Genomic DNA, 21,046 nt, shown 5'->3' with positions numbered 1-21,046 from the left:
TCGGTCGCGTCGCGGCCGACACCCCCGCGGGGCACCCGTGACGTACCACCAGTCGATCCGCGGGCACACCTACCGGTTCGCCAATCTGGTCGACGTGCTCGCCAAGGCGACCCCGGCCCGCTCCGGTGACGAATTGGCCGGGTGCGCCGCCGAATCCGACGCCGAACGGGCCGCCGCCGCCTGGGTGCTCGCCGACCTGCCGCTGACCACCTTTCTCGAGGAGATGGTGGTGCCCTACGAGGACGACGAGGTCACCCGGCTGATCATCGACGGCCACGACCGCGCCGCCTTCGCACCGATCTCCCATCTGACGGTCGGCGGCCTGCGGGACTGGCTGCTCGCTCAGGTCGCCGGGCCGGACGGCGCGCGCAACCTGCACGCGGTGTCCGCCGGGCTGACCCCCGAGATGGTCGCGGCGGTCAGCAAACTGATGCGCAACCAGGACCTGATCGCCGTCGCCCGGCATATCGAGGTGATCTCCAGGTTCCGCACCACGATCGGTCTGCCGGGGCGGCTGTCGACGCGGCTGCAACCCAATCACCCGACCGACGACCCGCGCGGTATCGCCGCCGGATTGCTCGACGGGCTGCTGCTGGGCTGCGGCGACGCGGTGGTCGGGATCAACCCGGCGACCGACTCCCCGGAGGCGACCGCGGCGCTGCTGCACCTGATCGAGGACGTGCGGCTGCGCTTCGAGATCCCGATGCAATCCTGCGTGCTCTCCCACGTCACCACCACGATCGAGCTGATCGAGCGCGGGGTTCCGGTCGACCTGGTCTTCCAGTCGGTCGCCGGCACCGAGGGCGCCAACCGCGGTTTCGGGGTCGACCTCGCGCTGCTGCGGGAGGGCAACGAGGCGGGTCGCTCGCTCGGCCGCGGCACCGTCGGCGACAACGTGATGTACCTGGAGACCGGGCAGGGTTCCGCGCTGTCCGCGGGCGCGCATCTCGGCACCGACGGCCGACCGGTCGACCAGCAGACCCTCGAGACCCGCGCCTACGCGGTCGCCCGCGACCTGCAGCCGCTGCTGGTGAACACCGTGGTCGGCTTCATCGGTCCCGAGTACCTCTACGACGGCAAGCAGATCATCCGCGCCGGCCTCGAGGATCACTTCTGCGGCAAGTTGCTCGGCCTGCCGATGGGGGTCGACGTCTGCTACACCAACCACGCCGAGGCCGATCAGAACGATATGGACACCCTGCTGAGCCTATTGGGCATGGCCGGGGTCGCCTTCGTGATCACCGTCCCCGGCGCCGACGACATCATGCTCGGCTACCAGAGCCTGTCGTTCCACGATGTGCTGTACGTCCGGGAAGCGCTGAACCTGCGCGCCGCACCGGAATTCGAGGAATGGATGCAACGCGTCGGCATGGCCGACAGCGCCGGCCGGGTGCTGCCGCTCGACCCGGCCGCCTCCCCGCTGCGCGGACTGGCCGCGTCATGAGCGAGTCGATCGACCGTTCCGGCGCTGCGGTACAACCGGATTCGGGTGACGCGCCCGCCGATCCGTGGGCGGATCTGCGGCGAACCACGCAGGCGCGCATCGGTTTACACCGCACCGGCAATACCGTCTCGACCTCCGACGTGCTGCGCTTCCAGTCCGACCACGCCGCCGCCCGCGATGCGGTGCACCTGCCGATGGACATCGACGCGGTCGCCGCCGGGCTGCGCGACCTCGGACTCGGCGAACCGGTGGTCGTCGCCAGCCGCGCCGCCTCCCGCGACGAGTATCTGCGCCGCCCGGATCTCGGGCGCATGCCCGCCGACCTCGGCGCGGTCCCGAAGACCGGTGCGGATATCGGCATCGTCGTCGCGGACGGACTGTCGGCCACCGCGGTCGATACCCACGCGGTCGCCCTGGTCGCCGCGCTGGCCGAGGCGTTGTCACCGCCCTTCTCGATCGCACCACCCGTGCTGGCCACCGAGGCGCGCGTCGCTCTCGGCGATCACATCGGCGCCGCCCTGGACGTCGGCATCGTCATCGTGATCATCGGGGAACGGCCGGGCCTGTCGGTCGCCGACAGCCTCGGCATCTACCTGACCTACGGCCCACGCCCCGGACGCCGCGATTCCGAACGCAATTGCATTTCGAATATCCACCCGCCGGGCGGGCTGGGCTACGAACAGGCCGGGCGCATCGTGCGGTCGCTGGTCGAGGGGGCGCGGGCGCTCGGAGCGTCCGGCGTCGCGCTCAAGGACACCTCGGGTGCCCCGGTCGCGGTGGTCGCGGCCGACGACCCGGCCCTCGAATAGCTACCGATCCCGGGCGGCCGGCCCGACACCCCGGGCCGCCCACCGGGGTCACCGGCCCGGGGCGGGACGCGTCAGGGGATAACCGGTGTGGCGCCGCGGGTTCCGGCCGGAGCCGGCCGGCGCCGCGACGTCGAGGACGAGGCGCCGATCGCCGGCACCGCGGACCGCAACCACTTGGTGGGCAGCCGCCCGACCAACTCGCCGAGCGGGACGACCGCCGCCGCCAGGATCTCCGCGGTCTCCTGCAGCACGTCGACGGTCACCGTCATGCGCTGCAGGTTCGGTGCGACCGAGGTCAACGCCTCGGCCAGCGTCACCAACTGGTCGAGCGGGCCGTCCGGGGCGGTCAGCCGCTGGATCGCACCGTCGCTCGACAGCAGCGTCTCGATCAGGCCGCCCTCCGACAGCGCCTGATCGAGCACCCCACCGGGCGCGGTCAGCCGGTCGACCGGGCCGTTCGGCGAGGTGATCCGGTCGAGCGGGCCGTCCGGGGCCATCGCCCGGTCGATCAGGCCACCCTCGGCGGCCAACCGGTCGACCGCGCCGCCCTCGGCGAAGAGGCGATCGACCACACCACCGGGCTCGAGCAACCGCTCGACCGCGCCGCCCTCGGCCATCAACCGTTCCAGGGCGCCGTCCGGTGCGGTCAGCCGATCGACGACACCACCGGGGGCGAGCAACCGGTCGAGTGGACCGCCCCTGCGCATCGCGTATCCGAGCGCGCGGTCCTCGTTGGTGAGCTCGGCGAGCTGCTGCAGCATCATCAGCGGGCCGGCGTTCGGGTTCGCCAGCGCGACGGCATTGAGCGAGCTGTCCGCGGCCGACCCGATCGTCTGCCGGGCGGCGCCGATGGTGGCACCGGCCACCGCGAGCGCCGACGAGGCGGTGTTGACCGCCAACTGCGCGGGAGCCAGGATCATCGACACCAACTTCATGCCATAACTGTAGACGGCCCGACACGGCTATTCGGGCAAAGTCGCGCAGCCGGTATCCGGTCGGGCGGACCGCTCAGAGTCGGTAGCCGACCCGGGTGCCGGCGGACTCCTCGTAGGCGGACAGGGCGGTCGCCGCGAGGTCGCGCCCCAGGCCGATCATCTCGTCCGCCAGGTGGAAATCGAGGGTGCGACAGGCGTTCTTGGGCACGGTGATCACCAGGTCGGGCGGATACGAGGCGAGGTGGTGGCGGGCCAGCGAGGCCTGCATGACCTCGATCGACCGATTGAGCACTTCGAAGGTGCTCAGCCGCGCCGCGGTCATCCCCGTCGACGCCCGATCGACCGGTTGCGGCGCGGTCTCGGTCAGGGTGTCGAAGTCCGCGATAAGGTCCTCGTCCCCGTCCTCGGTGACCGTGCGGGCTGTCCCCGCGCCGAGCCGCCGCAGCACGGTGCGCGCCATCTCGGAGTCGAGCAATTGCGAGGTGTTCTGGCGGACGCGGTCGAGCCAGTCGCCGATCGGTCGGATGGTGGCGGCGTCGATCAGGTCGGTCGACATCGGATCCTCCGCCCCCAGGCTGACGCCGATCACCATGTCGGCGTTCATCGCCGCGATCGGCATGATCGGCAACGGATCGAGGATGCCGCCGTCGGCCAGCAGCCGACCGTCCCGCAGCCGCGGCGAGATCAGCCCGGGAATCGCGATCGACGAACGGATCGCCTCGTCGATCGGGCCGTGCTGAAACCAGACGGTGCGCCCGATCACCAGGTCGGTGGCCACCGCCGTGAAGCGGATCGGCAGATCCTCGATGCTGACATCGCCCAGGATCTCGCGGACCCGGCCCAGGAGCTTCTCCGCGCGGATCGGACCACCGCCGGCGGCGGTCAACGATGGGTCGAGCATCATCAGCACGTCCCGCTGGCTCAGCCCGACCGCCCACTCGGTGAACTCGTCGAGGTGACCGGCGCAGTAGACCCCGCCCACCAGTGCGCCCATCGAGGAACCGGAGACCCCGACGACCTGGTAGCCGCGGGCCTCGAGCTCCCGCAGCACTCCGATATGCGCGTACCCTCGGGCACCGCCACTGCCGAGCGCCACCGCGACCCGTTTACCCATGGACGCGGATGGTAGTCGGAGAAGGTGACGGCCCGGCGGCCGTGAGCGAACGTTCGGTCGACCGCCGCGGGCCGGCGGGAATTGTCCGAAATGCTCACAGCTTGTTCCCGGGAAGCTGCCGGCCCACCCTAGAGGTGGCTGGACATACTGAGCCGGTGACCGAATCAACTCAACTGACGGCGGTGGGACGGATGGCGGGAACCGCGCCGGAAGCGAAGATCCTGGTGGTCGACGATGAACCCACCATCGTCGAGTTGCTGTCGGTGAGCCTGCGTTTTCAGGGCTTCGAGGTGGCGACGGCCGCCGACGGGCCCGCGGCTCTCGACAAGGCGCGCACCTTCCGGCCGGACGCGATCATCCTGGATGTGATGTTGCCGAGCATGGACGGTTTCGGCGTGCTGCGCCGGCTGCGCGCCGACGGCATCGAGTCGCCGGTGTTGTATCTGACCGCCCGCGACGGCCTGGACGATACGCTGACCGGCCTGTCGATCGGTGCCGACGACTACGTCACCAAGCCGTTCAGCCTCGAGGAGGTCGTCGCCCGTCTGCGGGTGATCCTGCGGCGGGTGCACTCGACCCCCGAGTCGTCGTCGCGGATCACCTTCGCCGATATCGAACTCGACGACGAGAGTCACGAGGTCCGCAAGGCGGGTGTTCCGGTGCAGCTCTCGCCCACCGAATTCACGCTGCTGCGCTACTTCATGGTCAACGCCGGGGTGGTGCTGTCCAAGCCGCGGATCCTCGATCACGTCTGGCATTACGACTTCGGCGGCGACGTCGGTGTGGTCGAATCCTATGTGTCCTATCTGCGGAGAAAGATCGATACGAGCGAGCCTCGGCTGCTGCACACCATCCGCGGCGTCGGCTACGTGATGCGCCTGCCGTCCTCGTGAGCGATACCCCGGCGAGGCCCTCGCGCCTCGCAACCCGATCGGCCGCGTTGCGCTCGCTGCCCGGACGGCTGCCGCTGCGGGTGATCCTGGTTGTCGCCCTGGTGGTGCTCAGCGCCGCCGGTCTGCTCGCCTCGGCCGTGCTGGTGACCTCGTCACTGCAGACCTCGCTGATCTCGCGGATCGACGATTCGTTGCACGACGCGGCGGTCGGGTGGGCTCGGCCACGGCAGGGCCTGTCGGATAGTAGCGGCACCCGCCGTCCCGGCCCGGACTTGCCGCCCAGTGAGTTCTTCGTGCGGATCCAGGCGACCGATGGGGTCTTCCAGACGCCGAATACCCTGATCGACGACCCGCCGCTCATCCCGGACGACCTGGCCGAGGGGCAGCCGCAGACGGTGAATTCCGAGAGCGGCCAACATCATTGGCGCATCCTGTCGACCGACACGGTGCTGGACGGGCAGCTGGCGAACTCGATCGTGGGGTTGCCGCTCGACGACACCGAGGCGGTGGTCGACCGGCTGATCGTGCTGCAGATCGTCGTCGGCGCGGTCGTGCTGGCCTTCCTGGCGGGGGTGGGCTATCTGGCGGTGCACCGCAGCCTGCGCCGGCTGGTCCAAGTCGAACACATCGCCGCCGCCATCGCGGACGGCGATATGAGCAGACGGGTCCCGACCTGGGACGAACGCACCGAGGTCGGGCGATTGTCGGCCGCGCTGAACATGATGCTGGCCCGCATCCAGCAGGCCTTCGCCGATACCGCGGCGTCCGAGGCGACCGCCCGCAGTTCCGAGGATCGGATGCGGCGCTTCGTCGCCGACGCCTCCCACGAACTGCGCACCCCGCTCACGACGATCCGGGGGTTCACCGAGCTCTACCGCCAGGGCGCGGACGACGACGTCGACCGCATCCTCGATCGGATCGAGGGTGAGTCGCGGCGGATGGGCGTACTGGTCGAGGACCTGTTGATGCTCGCGCGGCTCGACGCGCAACGCCCGATCGAGCGGGTCCCGGTCGACCTGCTGCGCATCGCCGGCGATGCGGTACACGATGCGCGGGCGCGAGCCCCACAGCGCACGGTCGGGCTGGAGGTCTTCGGCAACCGGCCCGCGGTGGTCCTCGGCGACGACGCGCGGCTGCGTCAAGTGATGGCCAACCTGGTCAGCAATGCGCTGCGGCATACTCCGCCGAGCGCCTCGATCACCGTCCGCGTCGGGGTGACCGACGAATCGGTGGGATCCTCGGTCGCCGGGGGAGCGGCGGTCCTCGAGGTGGTCGACACCGGCCCCGGGATGCCGCCGGAGCAGGCCGAGCGGGTCTTCGAGCGGTTCTACCGCGCCGACGGCTCGCGATCGCGCGGCAGCGGCGGCGGCGCCGGGCTGGGGTTGTCGATCGTGCACGCGATCGTCGCCGCCCACGGCGGCCGCGTCGAGCTGTACACCGCGCCGGAGAACGGCAGCCGCTTCGTGGTGCTGCTTCCCGGGATCGCCCTGCCCGGCGGGGACGATCCCGACGACGAGGACCCCGAGGACTGACCGGCGGCGTGCACCCATCTGCGAGAGCGGGCCGGCGAGGAGGTTATCTCCTCGCCGGCCCGCTCTCACCGATCCACGGTCGCGTTCGTCAGGCGGGGACGTGCTCCCCATGGCCGGTGTCCCGCAGCGCGGCACGAATCCGGTCCCGCGCGTCGTCGAGCGACTCCGGCGACGGGCTGGTGTCGACCCGGGAGAAGTCGAAGTCGCTCAGGTCCGCGGCGCCGAAGACGTGCAGGTGCAGGTGCGGCACCTCGAAGCCGGCGATCGACAGCCCCACCCGCGGATAGCCGTAGGCCGCGACGATCGCCTGTCCGACGGCCTGGGCTACCTCGTTGAGGTGCGCAAAAACCTTCGGGTCGACGTCCTGCCAGTTGTCGATCTGCTCGCGCGGCACCACCAGGGTGTGGCCGACGGTCAGCGGTCCGATCGTCAGGAATGCGACGGCGGTGTCGTCCTCCCATACGAATCGTCCGGGTAGATCACCTGCGATGATGGCACTGAAAACCGAGGTCATGCGGTCAGTATGCCGCCGTTGGGCGGTATGCGATCCGCCGGCCGGCGTCCCCGGGTTTCTGCCGGCTTCGCCCCGGGGTGATGCCGGCGCTGCGGTCGAGCGTAAGAGCTATGACGACGATCGAACAGCGCGGCCTCGGCCGCGTCGGACCGGCTGCGGTCGATCCGGCCATCGCCACCGTCGAGGTGGTGATCCCGGTCTACAACGAGGAGCGCGAGCTCGAGCATTCCGTGCGCCGGCTGTACGACTATCTGGGCCATTACTTCCCCTACGGGTGGTCGATCACGATCGCCGACAATGCCAGCACCGATGCCACCCCGACGATCGCCGCCCGTCTGGCCGAGGAACTCGACCACGTCCGGTTCCGTCGGCTCGAGGCCAAGGGGCGCGGTCGGGCGCTCAAGACGGTCTGGCTCGAATCCGATGCGACGGTTGTCGCCTACATGGACGTCGACCTGTCGACCGACCTCAACGGTCTGATCCCATTGGTCGCGCCGCTGATCTCCGGGCATTCCGATCTCGCGATCGGCTCGCGCCTGGCCCGCTCCGCGCGGGTGGTGCGCGGGTCGAAGCGCGAATTCATCTCGCGCAGCTACAACCTGCTGTTGCGCACCTTCATGCGGGCGCACTTCTCCGACGCGCAGTGCGGCTTCAAGGCGATGCGCACCGACGTCGCCCGCCGGCTGCTGCCGCTGGTCGAGGACACCGGATGGTTCTTCGACACCGAGGTGCTCGTCCTCGCCGAGCGCAGCGGTCTGCGCGTCCACGAGGTTCCCGTCGACTGGATCGACGACCCCGACTCGCGGGTGGACATCGTCGCCACCGCCTTGGCCGATGTGCGCGGCTGCGGCCGTGTCGCCCGTGCCCTCGCCACCGGAACCCTACCGATCTCGGAGGTGCGAACCGCCTTGGGCCGATCGCCGTTGCAACCACAACAACACGAGACCCGAAGGGTGGCAGGGGTTTCGACCGTGCTGCTCGGACAGCTGGTGCGGTTCGGCGTCGTGGGCATCGCCTCGACGATCGCCTACGCGCTGCTCTACCTGGTGATGCGGCCGGAGCTCGGTGCCCAGGCCGCCAATCTGCTCTCCCTGCTGATCACCGCGGTGCTCAATACCGCGATCAACCGCCGGTTCACCTTCGGAGTCCGCGGCGGCGAAGGTATGGTCGGCCATCAGCTCCAGGGTCTGGCCGTCTTCGGCTTCGGCCTCCTGCTCACCAGCGGCAGCCTCGCCCTGCTGCACGCGTGGTCGCCGAATGTTTCACACGGCGTGGAGCTTTCGGTACTGATCGTCGCGAATCTGGTGTCCACCATCACCCGATTCGCCGTGCTGCGCTGGGGCATCTGGCGCACCCGCGCCGCCGCATCGGCGCGGCGGGTCGACCAGGCTCCGATCGACCGGCCCGACGCCGAGATGGCCGTCACCGGCGTGTCCGGCGCCGGCCGCCCTGCCGCCGCCCTGCCCGCCGTCGAGCTTGCCGACACCGATCGGGAACTCGCCGACCGACAGTCGGTCATCCCGCTGCGAGGGCCGCGCCGCATCACCACCACCCCCACCGGTACGGAAAGGACCGAATAATCCGATGGCAACCGTCATCGACACCACCGGTGTCACCCCACCCCCGGCCGAGCCGAAACCCGGGCGCCGGCTCAACCCGGAACTGATCGGGGCGGCCGCGCTGCTGCTCGGCACCGCGGTGCTCTACATCTGGGGCCTCGGGGCCGGCGGATGGGGCAATTCGTTCTACGCGGCCGCCGTCCAGGCCGGTTCGCTGGACTGGAAGGCGTTCCTCTTCGGCTCGTCGGATATGGCGAACTCGATCACCGTCGACAAGCCGCCGATGTCGTTGTGGCTCATGGCCCTGTCGGTGCGCGCCTTCGGGCTCAGCTCGTGGTCGATCCTGGTGCCGCAGGCGCTGCTCGGCGTGGCCTCGGTCGCCCTGCTGTGGCGCACGGTTCGGCGGACATTCGGACCGGCCACGGGCCTGCTGGCCGGACTGCTGTTGGCCCTGACCCCGGTCGCGGCGCTGATGTTCCGCTTCAACAACCCCGACGCGCTGCTGGTCTTCCTGATGGTCGCCGCGGTCTGGGCGTTGACGCGAGCGATCGAGACCGGCCGACTGCGCTGGATGATCGCCGTCGGTGTGCTCTGCGGGTTCGGATTCCTGACCAAGCAGTTGCAGATCATGCTGCTCGTTCCGCCCCTGGCGCTCACCTATCTGATCGCGGGTCCGGTCGGCCTGGTCAAGCGCATCGGTCACCTCTTCGCCGCGCTGGCGGGAATGGTCGTCGCCGCGGGCTGGTGGGTCGCACTCGTCGAATTGTGGCCCGCCTCGTCGCGGCCGTGGGTCGGCGGATCGCAGGACAATTCGATCCTCGAGTTGACCTTCGGCTACAACGGCTTCGGCCGTTTGAGCGGCAATGAGCGCGGATCGGTGGTGCCCGGCCGCGGCACCGGCGCCTCGGCCTACGCGTCCTCGATGGCGGATGCCGGCGGCGGTTTTCCCGGCGGCGACGCCGGCGGCGGGATGTGGGGTGGCACCGGCATTCTGCGGCTTTTCGAGCCCGCACAGGGCGGCCAGATCGCGTGGCTGATCCCGGCGGCGCTGATCGCGCTGATCGCCGGCCTGGTCATCCACCGGCGGGCCGCTCGCACCGATCCCAGCCGGGCGGCGTACCTGGTCTTCGGCCTGTGGCTGCTGGTCGCCGGGCTGACCTTCAGCTTCATGGCGGGCATCTTCCACGCCTACTACACGGTGGCGTTGGCTCCCGCGGTGGCGGCGCTGGTCGCTATCGGGTTCGTCGAATTGTGGCGGCGACGGTCCGCGGTGGCCGCCCGACTCGGTATGAGTCTGATGGTGGTGGCGACCGCGGTGATGTCGTGGATCCTGCTCTCGCGGGTCTCCGACTTCCTCCCGTGGTTGCGCTGGTCGATCGTGGTCGTCGGCGCGGTTGCGGCGGTGCTGCTGGTCATCCCGGCGACGACGCGGGGTCGGATGGCGATCGTGGCCCTGCTGACCGCGGCTTTTGTCGGACTGGCCGGTCCGACGGCCTATGCGGTCGATACGGTGGCCACCCATCACTCGGGATCGATCGTGTCCGCCGGTCCGAATACCGCCCAGGGTGGTCCCGGGGGCTTCCGCGGCGGATTCCCGGGTGCCGGCGAGGGCGCCGGTCAGGGCGGCCAGATGGGAGTTCCGGGCGGATTCCCGGGCGCTCCCGGCGGCGACGGTGGGATGGCCGGTGGCGACAACGCCGCGGGCAACCTGCTCGAGGGGTCCAACCCGTCGGCGGAGATCGTCTCGCTGCTGTCGGCCGATGCGGACAACTACACCTGGGTCGCGGCGACCGTCGGCTCCAATTCGGCGGCCGGGTACCAGTTGGCCGTCGGTCACTCGGTGATGCCGGTCGGCGGATTCAACGGCAGCGATCCCTCGCCGACACTCGAGGAGTTCCAGAGTGACGTGCAGCAGGGCCTGATCCACTACTTCATCGCCGGTGGGCGTGGAATGGGTGGCGCCGGCGGCTCCGGCACGGCATCGCAGATAACAACTTGGGTGCAAGATAACTTCACGGCGACAACCATTGACGGCGTCACTTTGTACGACCTGACGTAGCAATGGGGGAGGACGTAGCCCGCTAATGGTTGCGTCCCCGCACGAGCCGGAAACCCGCGCCGACCGGGGTCTCTCGAAAGGGGGACTCCGGTCGGTTTCTCGATATCCTGCGGAAATGCTGCGGAAATGGACTCCGGTTTGGGCCATTCTCGTACCAAATGGTTGTCCGAGCGGGATCGAGAACTTCCGGTCGAGGTCGCGGCCTCGACCGGGTGGTCATTCGGTCGAACTACGGAATGGGATCATTTCTCTTCGGCAGGTCTCGACACACGGGGAAAACGGTGGGGCGGCGCAGTCACGACCGTGGAAGTGGCGCGTGTACAGTCACCGCTGTGAGTACCAATCTCGACGCCCGGCAACGCAGTGCCGAAACCAAACGAACCCGGACTCGGGAGGCGTTGATCAATGCCGCCCGCGAGCGGTTCGCCGCAAACGGCTGGCAGGCAACGCGGGTCGAGGACATCGCCCGTGATGCCGGCGTCGGTGTCGCGACGGCGTTCACTCACTTCAACAAGCAGACGCTGCTGGCTCACGTATATGCGCCTCTGGTGAACGGCTTGATCGACAAAGCCGAATCCGAGCTCGTCGCGGGCAAGCCGCCCGAGGAGGTTCTGGTTCGCCAGGTGCGTCGCTTCGCGACGATGTGCCGCAAGAATCAGCCGCTGACTTTCGCGTTGGTGGCTGCGGTACACGAACAGACGGTCAGTTCCGAGGGGCCGCCGCGGTCCGGTGACGATGCCGACGTGCGCAATATCGTCCGCATCCCCGCCATTCTTCAGATGCCGATCGAGTACGGTCAGCGATCCGGCGAATTCGCCGCGACACCGCCGGCCGCGGATATCGCCACGTACCACGCGAACGCGCTGCTGCTGCGCACGGTGACGCGTCCCGGTGAGTCGGTCAACAAGGCGACCGAGATCGTCCTGAGTCAGCTGCTCCCGGCCCTGCAGCCGAAGTAGAGCCGACTTCCGCGGTCGTTCACCGGCCGCGCAACGAACATTCGACCGGCCCGAGATCCCCGCTGCGAGGGGAACTCGGGCCGGTCGTCGGTGTTGTACCGGATGTCGCACCCCGGCCGGAGCAACACCCGGCCGGGGTGCGACGTCGGGCGCCGGTGAACCTCAGGCCGTGTTGAACATCGCCCGGAAGCTCTCCTCGTCGAGTTCGTTCCAGCGCTGCGCCGCGCCGGCGTGGTCGCCGACCAGGGCGCGATCCAGATCGAGGCGATAGCGGCCCGAGGCGAGCGTCTTGTCGCAGACGACGTACCGGGCGGCGAGCGCGCCGATGGCGCCGGCCGCGGTGGCCGCCGTACCCATCTGCGGCCACGACGGAAGCGTCCGACCGACCTGAGTCAGGGAGTACCGGGTGCGCGGCGTCACCTCACTGCCGACGATCGCATTGGCGATCCGCACCCGATTCGCCGGATCGCTCAACTCGTCACCGGTCAACCCGGTCAGCTCGCCGGCCCGACCGTGGAAGAGCGGATAGTCCGGATCCAGGTCGAAGCGCTCGACGTCGACGATCACGTTGTCGCCGTTGTCGGTCGCCATCACCACCGGAATCCCGGCCGCCCGCGCGACGATGCGGATGTGCACCTTCATCGCCAGGTTGTCCATCTCCTCGAGCAGCACCGCCGGCCGCTCACCGCTGAGGCCGAGGAAACGGTCGGAGATCTGCGGTGTGTATCCGTCCGGGAACGGGGTGATCTGCGAGTAGGGGTCCATCTCCAGGGTGCGTCGCTGGGCGAGGACCAGTTTCGGCTCGTCCAGATCGCAGACCGAGCCCTGCAGCCGGTTGAGGTTGGTCGGCGCGAGGGTGTCGTGATCGGCCAGGTGGAATCGGCGCGCGCCCGTCAGGGAGCAGGCCGACAGGACCGACCCGCCGACGCTGAGCCCGGCGATCGCGATCAGAGCCGACGACCACTGCTGCTGCTCGTCGTGGTCGAGCAGGTACCGGTTGCGGGCGGTACGCAGGTCCCAGAAGCGCTCCGAGTCCGGAAGGCGCACCACGGTGCGGCGCCAGGGGTAGACGATGTATCGGCTGCTCCGCTCGATCGCTTCCTCGGTCCAGTTTGTCGCCAGGTATGTCGCGACGCTGTCGGGATCGCGGTCGGGGCGGGCGATCTCGGCCAGCTCCTGCAGGGAGCACTTCCACGCGTCGACATAGCGCAGCCCGGACGCGGGTGCGAGCACCTCGGCGATACGGGCATCATCGACGCCGGGTTCCAGAATCTCGATCATGCGCCCACTCCATTCCACCGGTGCTTGATGCTGTGTTGAAACCGCTTCGATCGGAATTCGTGCAACGTGACCTCGGGCTCCGCGCGGTCGCCGATCGTTTGATGAAGCTTGTGGTACTCGGTGTTCGTGGTGTCGAGGGATTCGATCACCAGCTTGCGGATCTGCTCCGCCAGTTCGGTGGACGGGCACTGACCGTTCTGCAGTTCGACCTGCAGGTCGAGGGTCTGCTCGAACCGGTCGTCGCTGCGAGAAGATAGCACGAACTTGCCGCTCACCTTGCCGGACAGCGCCGTGTGCTCGAGTGCGCCGCGGATATTCTCCGGATAGATGTCGAGCGCGTAAAATGTTGTCGATATGTCCGTACGGCGGTGCAACGACAGGAATCCGACCGCGTCATTGGAGGTGTACATTGGCCGCTCGTAGCCGGTTCGCCGCAGGAGTTCGGACAATTCGGCGGCGGAGTATACGGTACCTTGATCGTTGATGCGATACCTGATCAACGGGACGACGGTGTCGGCGGAGAAAAGGAGATATCCATTTTCGTCGATTTCGGTGTAGCGATAGTTCGGATCGTACTCCACGAAAGTCGGCGGTGCCTGAGCGTCGCCGAAAATCTGCTCATGTATTGCAGAATTCTGGCGGGCCGCCCGTCGGATCGCAATCGTGGTGGGCGTCTCGTGTCCTACCATCCCCATGTCCGCGGTCCCGTAGATCAGGCAGCTGTGTTCCGGATTGCCGCGCTTCCGGATCCTCCCGAGAACGTAGTCGCGCCATTCTTCGGTGATGGTTTCTCCGGCCAGCAGGACTTTGATGTCGGCCGCGAGAACCTCCCTCGGCGCCTGGTCGAGAACGTCCTTGACGAACGGCGGATAGCCGACCAATACCACCTGGTCGTACAGCGGGGCGAGACGCTCGATGTTGTCGAGAATCGTGGCCACGTCGATGCCCGGGGTGATCACCGAGACCCGGTGTCCGCGGGTTGCCAACGCGGTGACCGCCGCCTGTGTATACCCGGCTCCGATCCAGTTGCCCATCGCGAAAGCGATCACGACCAGCGTCGATCGGTAGTGGCTGTGGAAGCTCTGGCGGAAGATCCGCCCGTGCAGGTCGATGCTTTCCTCCGCTGAGACCAGGTCGCGCGGCCAGTAGGTGGGCCGTCCGGAGGACCCCGAGCTCGTCGACCACATCGTTGCCCTTCCGATCTCCCCGTTCCAGGTCAGCATGTCGAGTGGGTACCGCTTCAGGTAGTTCTCCTTGGTGACCGCCGGGACCCGGTCGAAGTCCGCCGGCGTCCGAACCGAACGCGGATCCACGTCGTGGATCGCGAGGAAATCCCGATACGCCGGGACGAATTGCGCTGCTCGCTGGAATGTGTGCAGAGCTCGACCGAATCCGGTTGTGGATTCCGCGGTGGACATGGCGATTGACGACACCTGCGTCTCCTTTCAGGCGACGAATGAGGCATTCGACTCCGAAGTCGATCTTGGAGTTGTGACCAGCAAAGAGGCGATATGTTGACGTCGATCCGTACAAGGTCCGTACTTGCCTCGGACGAACGTCCAAATAGTTAGGTTCGGGAAAAATGGCCGCCACACTTCCTGATCCAACGGAAATCCGAACCCGTGCCGAATTTGCCGACGCGTTATCTACTTTGCGAGAGAAAGCGGGAGTGACCGTCCGTTTTGTTTCCGAGCAAACGGGCGCTTCTTTGGGGACCTTGAGTGGCTGGTTCAGCGGTCAACATGTGCCCGAAAAAGCGAGCGAGGACGTGTTCGTCGACGTCCTGAGAATCTGTGGAGTCGACGATCGAGCGGATGCCGGCTCCTGGCTGGAGGCCGCTCGGCGGGTCCGCGCCAGACCTCGATCGGACCGTCCGGCGGGCGATCCGTATCGCGGGCTCGAGTCGTTTCGCGCCGAGGATGCGGAGTGGTTTTTCGGGCGCGGATTGGTCGTCGAGCAGGTCCTGGGACGTGTCCGAGCGGTCCGAACCGACCGGAATCGATCACGCGTGATTGTTGTCACAGGGCCCTCCGGATCCGGGAAATCGTCGATCCTGAGTGCCGGTCTCGAGCCTGCGCTGCGCCGATTGGGCCTGTCGGTGACGGCGGTGACCCCGCGCGAAATGTCCGAGTTGCGGCCCGCCGCCCCGCCCGCGGCGGACGTCCTGGTGATCGATCAATTCGAGGAACTGTGGACCGACTGCGCCGATCCGGCGCACTGCCGGCGGGTGCTGACCGACATCGACGACGCCGAGGGCGGCCCCGTCGTGGTGATCGGATTGCGCGCCGACTACATCGACCGCGCGCGACGCGAACCGCGCCTGCGCGCCGCCCTCGACAAGCCGATCACGGTCGGGCGCCTGATGGGGGACGATGTGCGCTCGGTGATCGTCGAACCGGCGCGTCGAGCCGGCTGGACGGTCGACGCGGATCTCGTCCAACTGCTGCTGATCGAGTTTTCGCCCAGCGGAACGCGAGCGGCCCTCGACGACGGCGCCCTGGCGTTGTTGTCACACGCCCTGCTCGAGACCTGGCGGCATTCGACCCGGCGGCGGATGACGGTCGCGGACTACGTCGCCACCGGCGGAATCTCCGGTGCGGTGCACCGCACCGCCGAGTCGGTCTACACCGAGCTGACCACCGAGCAGCGGCTGCTCGCCCGGCGCCTCTTCCTGCGGCTGATCCTGATCGACGAGTCGGCCGTCCTGCGCCGCCGGGCCGGCCACTCCGAGATCTTCGCCGACGAGGCCGAGGACGTGCGGGTCGTGGTCGAGAAGTTCGCGCGCAGCCGCCTGCTGACCGTCGAACGCGACTACGTCGAGATCACCCACGAGACGCTGATCAGCGCCTGGACGCGATTGGGCAGTTGGGTCGACGCCGACCGCGAGGGCATCATCGCCCACCGGCGGCTGGCGGTCGCCGCGCTGCGCTGGCGGGAGAGCGGCGATGCTGCGGCGCTGCCCGGGGCGGGCGAACTGGAACATCTGCGGGAGTGGCAGCCGGGGGGCGCGCGCGAGGACGAACTCAACCCCGTCGAACGCGACTATCTCGCCGCCGGTCGGGCGGAACGGGACGAACGCGCCGACCACGAGCGGCGGCGCCGGCGACATCTCCGACGGCTGATCATCGCGCTGGCGATCCTGACGGTGCTGGCGCTCTCCCTGACCGCGACGGTGGTGCACCTGCGGCTGGGCATCCTGCAGGAGCGTCGACTGACCGAGCAGGCGCGGGACGAGGCGGACGCGCGCAGTCTCGCCGCCGAGGCCAATGAGCTGCGCGAATCCGACCCCGCGCTCGGCGCCCAGCTCGCGCTCGCGGCGTACCGGATGGCGCCGACCGTCGATACGCGGTCGGCGTTGCTCGACGCCACCTCGGCAGGCACCCCACTGCGCTGGATCGGGCCCGCGGGCGGCGGTCCGGTCGCGATCGCCCCCGACGACGCGCTCGCCGCGCTCGGCTTCGCGGACGGCTCGGTGTCGCTGGTCCGCATCGACTCCCGGCCGTCGATCGAGCGGATAGGCGGGTTGGGGATCGGCGGCGCGGTCAGTGGACTCGCCTTCGCACCGGTCGGTGATCTGTTGGCGGTCGCCGCGGGCAGTCGCATCGAGCTGTGGGATATCGCCGATCCGGTCTCGCCGACCGAACGGGGCCGGCTGACCAGTGGCGGCGCGGCGGTCACCGGGTTCGCCTTCGCCCCCGACGGCCGCCAGCTCGTGGCCGCCACGACATCGAATGTACTGCTGCGATGGGATATCGGCGATCCCTCCGAACCGCGTCGGCTCGGTGCGGGCCGATCGGTCGAATCCGCCGCCGCGGTGGCCTACAGCCCCGACGGGCGGCTGCTGGTCGCCGGATCCCGGGATACCTCGCTGCGGGTGTGGAATGCCGATGACCCGACCGGGCCCGCCGACGTCGACCTGCAGACCGGCGGCAGTCGAATCGTGGCGCTGCGCTTCGCCCCGGACGGTCGCACTCTGGCCGCCGCGCTCCAGAGCCGCGAGATCCGGCGGTGGGAGGTGGTGGGCACCGGCCTGAAGCCGATACCCGGATTCGTGGCGGGCGGCGATATCGGAGATATCGACTTCAGCTCAGACGGAAGGCGATTGGTCGCCGCCGGCGCGGACGGGGTGACGGTCTGGGATACGGTCACCGGTCGCAGCGCGGTGCTGCCCGATCCGGTGGCGGCGCAGTCGGTGGCCGTCGGCGTCGCGGGCGTCATTCTGGTCGCCGATCGTGACGGGATGGTGCGGCTGTGGCCGGCGCGGGCGGTACCGGACCTCGCCGATCCGGCCGACGGTCCGGGCCACGCCGCGGGTGACGATGCCGGTCGCCTGCTGCTGCGCTCGGAGGAGCCGCGCGACCCACCCGGTCTGTGGAGCGTCGACTCCGGGTTCGGTCCGGTCGAGCGGATCGCTCAATTGCCGCTGCCCGCCGATGATCCCGTGGTGGCCGATGTGGCACTGTCCGCGGACGGCTCGCTCGCGGCGGTGGCCTCCGGTACCGGCCGCGTCTACCTGTGGAACCTCGGAAATCCCGCCCGACCGGTCCTCGTCGGGCCGCCGGTCCGGGCGTCCGGGGCGGTCGTCGACACGATGACCTTCACCGCCGGCGGCACGACCCTGGCGGTCGCCAGCCGGGATCCGGCCCAAATCGAACTGTGGGATGTCACCAACCCCGCCCGGCCGCGAGCGCTCGACGGTCCCGGGCGGACCGGTCGACCGAGCGATGCGATGGCCTTCGACCGGCGCGGGGAGATCCTGGCCGCGTCCTCGACCGACGGGCGCGTGCGGCTGTGGCATGTCGGCGACGCCGGTGTGGTGGGGGAGTACCCCGCGATCGAGGCGGCGATCGGTCCGATCGCCTTCAGCCCCATCGACGATCTGTTGGTCGCGGTCGGCACCGATCGCATGCTGCGGGTCTTCGATATCGAACAACCCCGATATCCGGGCCTGATCGACGTGCTCGACGGTCCGGTCGACGAGACCGCCGCCCTGACCTTCGCCTCCGGCGGCCGCCGCATCGTCGCCGGGACCGGTTCGGGCGTCTGGCTGTGGACGGTGCACAGCCGCACCGACGAGCTGCCCGTCGGTCAACCGGCCTGGACCGAGCCGACGTTCGAACGGTTCGCCGTCCTCGGGGCGCGGTACGGCCGCTTCGCGACGGTGCTGGGATCCGGGGCCGGCGGTACCGTCTCCGGGATCGATCCGGTCGGCATGCTGCGGACCTGGGATACCGACCCACAACGGGCGATCGTCGCGCTGTGCACCAGCGGATCGGCGCCCCCGACCGCGGAGGAGTGGCGGCGCTATCTGTTGTCGGATCGATCGCCCGACGACCCCTGCCGGGGAATCGGATGAGCCGGGTCGGGCGCCGCCGCACAACCCGGACCGCACTGTCGATCGGCACCGATACCGCAGCGGTTGTCACCCGGCGGCGGGTTCGCCGTTAGGCTGACTCGCCGTGCGAGTACTAGTCGTCGGCTCCGGCGCCCGTGAGCATGCCATCGTTCGATCCCTGCAGGCCGATCCGGACGTCACGGACATCGCCTGCGTCCCCGGAAATGCCGGCATCGCGGCCGACGTTCGGGTCTGGCCGGTCGACGTCGCCTCCGGCGCGGCGGTCGTGGCCGCCGCCCGCGATTTCGAAGCGGATCTGGTGGTGATCGGCCCGGAGGTGCCGCTGGTCCTCGGCGTGGCCGACGTGCTGCGCGAGGCCGGCTTCGCCGTCTTCGGCCCGTCGGCGGCCGCGGCGCGCATCGAGGGATCGAAGGCCTTCGCCAAGGACGTGATGAGCGTCGCCGGCGTGCGCACCGCGCACAGCGAGATCGTCGACAACCCCGCCCTGCTCGACGAGGCGCTCGATCGCTTCGGTCCCACCTGGGTCGTCAAGGACGACGGGCTCGCCGCCGGCAAGGGGGTGGTGGTGACCACCGATCGGGCCGCCGCCCGCGACCACGCCGCCGAACTGCTCGAGATCGGCCGCCCCGTCCTGCTCGAGTCCTTCCTCGACGGTCCCGAGGTATCGCTGTTCTGCCTGGTCGACGGCCTCAACGTGGTGCCGCTGTTGCCGGCCCAGGACCACAAGCGAGTCGGCGACGGCGACGCGGGACCCAATACCGGCGGGATGGGCGCCTATACCCCGTTGCCCTGGCTGGACGCGCAGACCGCCGACAGTATCGTCACCGGCGTCGTCGAACCGGTCGCCCGCGAGATGGTCGCGCGCGGTGTCCCGTTCTCCGGACTGCTGTACGCGGGCCTGGCGATCGGCGTCGAGGGACCGGCGGTCGTCGAGTTCAACTGTCGCTTCGGAGACCCGGAGACGCAGGCGGTCCTCGCCCTGCTGACCACACCGCTCGGCGGCGTGCTGCGGGCGGTCGCCGACGGTACCCTCGACCGGCTGCCGGCGCTGCAGTGGCGTGACGGATCGGCGATCACCGTCGTCCTGGCCGCCAACAACTACCCCGGAACCCCGCGCACCGGCGATCCGATCACCGGCGCGACGGGACCCGAATACATGCACGCCGGCACGGCGCTGCGCGACGGGCGACTCGTCTCGGCCGGCGGCCGGGTGCTGTCGGTGGTCGGGGTCGCCGACGACCTCGCCGGGGCCCGCGCCGACGCCTACGCGGCGATGGACCGCGTCCACCTGCCCGGCGGGCATTTTCGCACCGACATCGGTCTGGCGGCGGCGGAAGGCAGGATCAGCGTGCCGAGTCGGGCCGGTTCCTAGCGGCCCGACCGGCGACGATCCACCAAGCGCCTAGTGCGCCTCGTGGGTCTGGGCGATCAGCCCGCCCCAGCGCATGTCCACGACCGCGGACGATTCACCCGCGGTGACCCCGCCCGAGGCGAGGGTGATCAAGGCTCGTGCCACCGAAAAGGGGCTCAGCCGGTGCTCCGCGGCGACACCGAGCAATTCGTCGTGCGCGGCCGAGACCGTGCAGCCGCGCAGGCCGACCAGAATGCCGGTAGCGACGTCGACATCCGTACGGGAGGCGTGCTCCGCGGGACGAGTGAACATGTTCATACAGCGATCTCCCATACGCAGGGGCCACGTTGCCCCACATGCCCACAGTATGGGCCGATCCCCCAAAATATGCCGGCGCCCCGGTCCGGTAGTGCGTTTCGTGTCAATTGCCGACCGTCGACGCCCCGAACGGCGCCGCTCGAAAGGGGCGATTCGGCGGGAACGGTGAAAACCGTCGGGTGACCGGGTCGCGGATGTCAGCATGGTCGACGTGGCGCTCGATGCGACGCAGTCCGACGACCCGGAACAGCGGTCGACTCCCAAGGGGAGGCGCCGCCGCCGGGAGTTGGTGGCGGCCGCAGCGGAGTTGCTGGTCGAAGGCGGTTTCGAAGCCGTGCGGCATCGGGCGGTCGCCCATCGCGCGGACGCCCCGCTGTCGGCGACCACCTACTATTTCGAATCCCTCGACGAATTGCGGGAGCAGGCCGTCGACCACGGTGGGGCCCTCGATGTCGCCGCCCTGCGCGGCCGGCTGACCCCCGCCCCCGACCGGCGCGCCGCCCACACGATCGGACGTGAGGGGACCGTCGAGTTGCTCGTCGACCTGCTGATGGGCGACGGCGGCGACGTCGATCGGCTCGCCGTCCTGGCCCGCTACGAGCGCTTCCTGGCCCCGGTGCGCTATCCGCATCTGCGCGAGGTGCAGTCGCGGCTGCGCGGCGACTACGAACAATTGATCGCCTGCGTGCTCGAATACGCCGGCCGTCCGGTCGCCGGGGCCGGTCTCGCGCGGGTGCTCGCGGTGGTCGACGGCGCGATCCTCGCCGCCGTCGTCGACACCGACGGAGATCCGCGCGAATGCGCCCGACGGATCCTGAACGAGACGATCGACCTGGTCGCGCCCGAACGCTCCGCGCCGGCGCGCGGAGCCGGCCCCACGGACACCCCCGAGCACGACCGGCGGTGACCCGTCGATACCCGA

16 protein-coding genes are annotated in these 21,046 nt (G+C 69.4%); 10 read left to right on the top strand and 6 right to left on the bottom strand.

Annotated elements, in window-relative coordinates:
• The first annotated feature begins 37 nt into the window (after nucleotides 1-37).
• Both MB1_RS16535 and eutC read left to right on the top strand, forming a co-directional pair.
• Nucleotides 38-1,444, top strand: a complete 1,407-nt coding sequence (locus MB1_RS16535; protein WP_066909669.1) for an ethanolamine ammonia-lyase subunit EutB — start codon at nucleotides 38-40, stop codon at nucleotides 1,442-1,444.
• Complete coding sequence (gene eutC, locus MB1_RS16530) at nucleotides 1,441-2,253, top strand: ethanolamine ammonia-lyase subunit EutC (protein WP_066909666.1); 813 nt, start codon at nucleotides 1,441-1,443, stop codon at nucleotides 2,251-2,253. The genes MB1_RS16535 and eutC overlap by 4 nt, the downstream gene beginning before the upstream one ends.
• 71 nt (nucleotides 2,254-2,324) lie before the next feature.
• On the opposite strand, the gene MB1_RS16525 is transcribed toward eutC, so the two are convergent.
• Together MB1_RS16525 and MB1_RS16520 are read right to left on the bottom strand one after the other, a co-directional pair.
• On the bottom strand, nucleotides 2,325-3,188 hold the full coding sequence (locus tag MB1_RS16525) for an ABC transporter (RefSeq protein ID WP_245650228.1): 864 nt from the start codon (nucleotides 3,186-3,188) through the stop codon (nucleotides 2,325-2,327).
• Between the two features lie 73 nt (nucleotides 3,189-3,261).
• A complete protein-coding gene (locus tag MB1_RS16520; RefSeq protein WP_066909663.1) occupies nucleotides 3,262-4,302 on the bottom strand; it encodes a patatin-like phospholipase family protein in 1,041 nt (346 codons plus the stop codon).
• A 191-nt stretch (nucleotides 4,303-4,493) separates the two neighbouring features.
• Here MB1_RS16520 and MB1_RS16515 point away from each other — a divergent pair, with 191 nt between their 5' ends.
• Entirely contained in the window at nucleotides 4,494-5,195 is a 702-nt protein-coding gene (locus MB1_RS16515; protein WP_169801688.1) for a response regulator transcription factor, read from the top strand.
• A gap of 56 nt (nucleotides 5,196-5,251) precedes the next feature.
• Nucleotides 5,252-6,727: a sensor histidine kinase gene (locus MB1_RS16510; RefSeq protein ID WP_066909958.1), complete on the top strand. Its 1,476-nt coding sequence runs from the start codon at nucleotides 5,252-5,254 to the stop codon at nucleotides 6,725-6,727.
• A gap of 88 nt (nucleotides 6,728-6,815) precedes the next feature.
• Here the strand turns inward: MB1_RS16510 and MB1_RS16505 are convergent, their stop codons facing one another.
• Entirely contained in the window at nucleotides 6,816-7,241 is a 426-nt protein-coding gene (locus MB1_RS16505) for an HIT family protein (protein WP_066909660.1), read from the bottom strand.
• A 110-nt stretch (nucleotides 7,242-7,351) separates the two neighbouring features.
• Between MB1_RS16505 and MB1_RS16500 the strand changes: the two genes are divergently transcribed.
• The 3 genes from MB1_RS16500 to MB1_RS16490 all read left to right on the top strand — a co-directional run bounded on the left by MB1_RS16500 (nucleotide 7,352) and on the right by MB1_RS16490 (nucleotide 11,818).
• On the top strand, nucleotides 7,352-8,821 hold the full coding sequence (locus MB1_RS16500) for a bifunctional glycosyltransferase family 2/GtrA family protein (protein ID WP_084351992.1): 1,470 nt from the start codon (nucleotides 7,352-7,354) through the stop codon (nucleotides 8,819-8,821).
• Between the two features lie 4 nt (nucleotides 8,822-8,825).
• The gene (locus MB1_RS16495) at nucleotides 8,826-10,859 is read left to right on the top strand and encodes an ArnT family glycosyltransferase (RefSeq protein ID WP_066909657.1); all 2,034 of its coding nucleotides are present in this window, start codon (nucleotides 8,826-8,828) and stop codon (nucleotides 10,857-10,859) included.
• Between the two features lie 332 nt (nucleotides 10,860-11,191).
• Nucleotides 11,192-11,818, top strand: coding sequence for a TetR/AcrR family transcriptional regulator (locus MB1_RS16490; protein ID WP_169801681.1), 627 nt, complete (start codon nucleotides 11,192-11,194; stop codon nucleotides 11,816-11,818).
• 162 nt (nucleotides 11,819-11,980) lie between these two features.
• Here MB1_RS16490 and MB1_RS16485 read toward each other — a convergent pair whose 3' ends face one another.
• Nucleotides 11,981-13,099, bottom strand: coding sequence for a ThiF family adenylyltransferase (locus MB1_RS16485; RefSeq protein WP_066909651.1), 1,119 nt, complete (start codon nucleotides 13,097-13,099; stop codon nucleotides 11,981-11,983).
• A complete protein-coding gene (locus tag MB1_RS16480; RefSeq protein WP_066909955.1) occupies nucleotides 13,096-14,517 on the bottom strand; it encodes a phenylacetate--CoA ligase family protein in 1,422 nt (473 codons plus the stop codon). The genes MB1_RS16485 and MB1_RS16480 overlap by 4 nt, the downstream gene beginning before the upstream one ends.
• A gap of 164 nt (nucleotides 14,518-14,681) precedes the next feature.
• Here MB1_RS16480 and MB1_RS16475 point away from each other — a divergent pair, with 164 nt between their 5' ends.
• Both MB1_RS16475 and purD read left to right on the top strand, forming a co-directional pair.
• Nucleotides 14,682-18,455, top strand: a complete 3,774-nt coding sequence (locus MB1_RS16475; protein ID WP_084351988.1) for an nSTAND1 domain-containing NTPase — start codon at nucleotides 14,682-14,684, stop codon at nucleotides 18,453-18,455.
• Between the two features lie 103 nt (nucleotides 18,456-18,558).
• Nucleotides 18,559-19,827 (top strand): phosphoribosylamine--glycine ligase, encoded by a 1,269-nt coding sequence (gene purD, locus MB1_RS16470; protein ID WP_066909645.1) that lies wholly within the window; start codon nucleotides 18,559-18,561, stop codon nucleotides 19,825-19,827.
• Nucleotides 19,828-19,857: 30 nt separating this feature from the next.
• Here the strand turns inward: purD and MB1_RS26090 are convergent, their stop codons facing one another.
• Entirely contained in the window at nucleotides 19,858-20,124 is a 267-nt protein-coding gene (locus MB1_RS26090; protein ID WP_066909642.1) for an ANTAR domain-containing protein, read from the bottom strand.
• 202 nt (nucleotides 20,125-20,326) lie between these two features.
• On the opposite strand from MB1_RS26090, the gene MB1_RS16460 reads away from it, so the two are divergent.
• A complete protein-coding gene (locus MB1_RS16460; protein ID WP_084351984.1) occupies nucleotides 20,327-21,031 on the top strand; it encodes a TetR/AcrR family transcriptional regulator in 705 nt (234 codons plus the stop codon).
• Nucleotides 21,032-21,046: the final 15 nt, after the last annotated feature.

This window comes from Millisia brevis NBRC 105863, from assembly GCF_001552615.1.
GTDB classification, from domain to species: Bacteria; Actinomycetota; Actinomycetes; order Mycobacteriales; family Mycobacteriaceae; genus Millisia; species Millisia brevis.
This window is presented reverse-complemented; position numbering and strand designations above follow the sequence as displayed.

Bases quoted from the DNA above. Each gene is read 5' to 3' on its own strand.
- MB1_RS26090 (WP_066909642.1), bottom strand. From the start codon at position 20,124: ATGAACATGTTCACTCGTCCCGCGGAGCACGCCTCCCGTACGGATGTC.
- MB1_RS16475 (WP_084351988.1), top strand. From the start codon at position 14,682: ATGGCCGCCACACTTCCTGATCCAACGGAAATCCGAACCCGTGCCGAA.
- MB1_RS16460 (WP_084351984.1), top strand. From the start codon at position 20,327: ATGGTCGACGTGGCGCTCGATGCGACGCAGTCCGACGACCCGGAACAG.
- eutC (WP_066909666.1), top strand. From the start codon at position 1,441: ATGAGCGAGTCGATCGACCGTTCCGGCGCTGCGGTACAACCGGATTCG.
- MB1_RS16520 (WP_066909663.1), bottom strand. From the start codon at position 4,302: ATGGGTAAACGGGTCGCGGTGGCGCTCGGCAGTGGCGGTGCCCGAGGG.
- MB1_RS16515 (WP_169801688.1), top strand. From the start codon at position 4,494: ATGGCGGGAACCGCGCCGGAAGCGAAGATCCTGGTGGTCGACGATGAA.
- MB1_RS16495 (WP_066909657.1), top strand. From the start codon at position 8,826: ATGGCAACCGTCATCGACACCACCGGTGTCACCCCACCCCCGGCCGAG.
- MB1_RS16480 (WP_066909955.1), bottom strand. From the start codon at position 14,517: ATGTCCACCGCGGAATCCACAACCGGATTCGGTCGAGCTCTGCACACA.
- MB1_RS16505 (WP_066909660.1), bottom strand. From the start codon at position 7,241: ATGACCTCGGTTTTCAGTGCCATCATCGCAGGTGATCTACCCGGACGA.
- MB1_RS16485 (WP_066909651.1), bottom strand. From the start codon at position 13,099: ATGATCGAGATTCTGGAACCCGGCGTCGATGATGCCCGTATCGCCGAG.
- MB1_RS16500 (WP_084351992.1), top strand. From the start codon at position 7,352: ATGACGACGATCGAACAGCGCGGCCTCGGCCGCGTCGGACCGGCTGCG.
- MB1_RS16525 (WP_245650228.1), bottom strand. From the start codon at position 3,188: ATGAAGTTGGTGTCGATGATCCTGGCTCCCGCGCAGTTGGCGGTCAAC.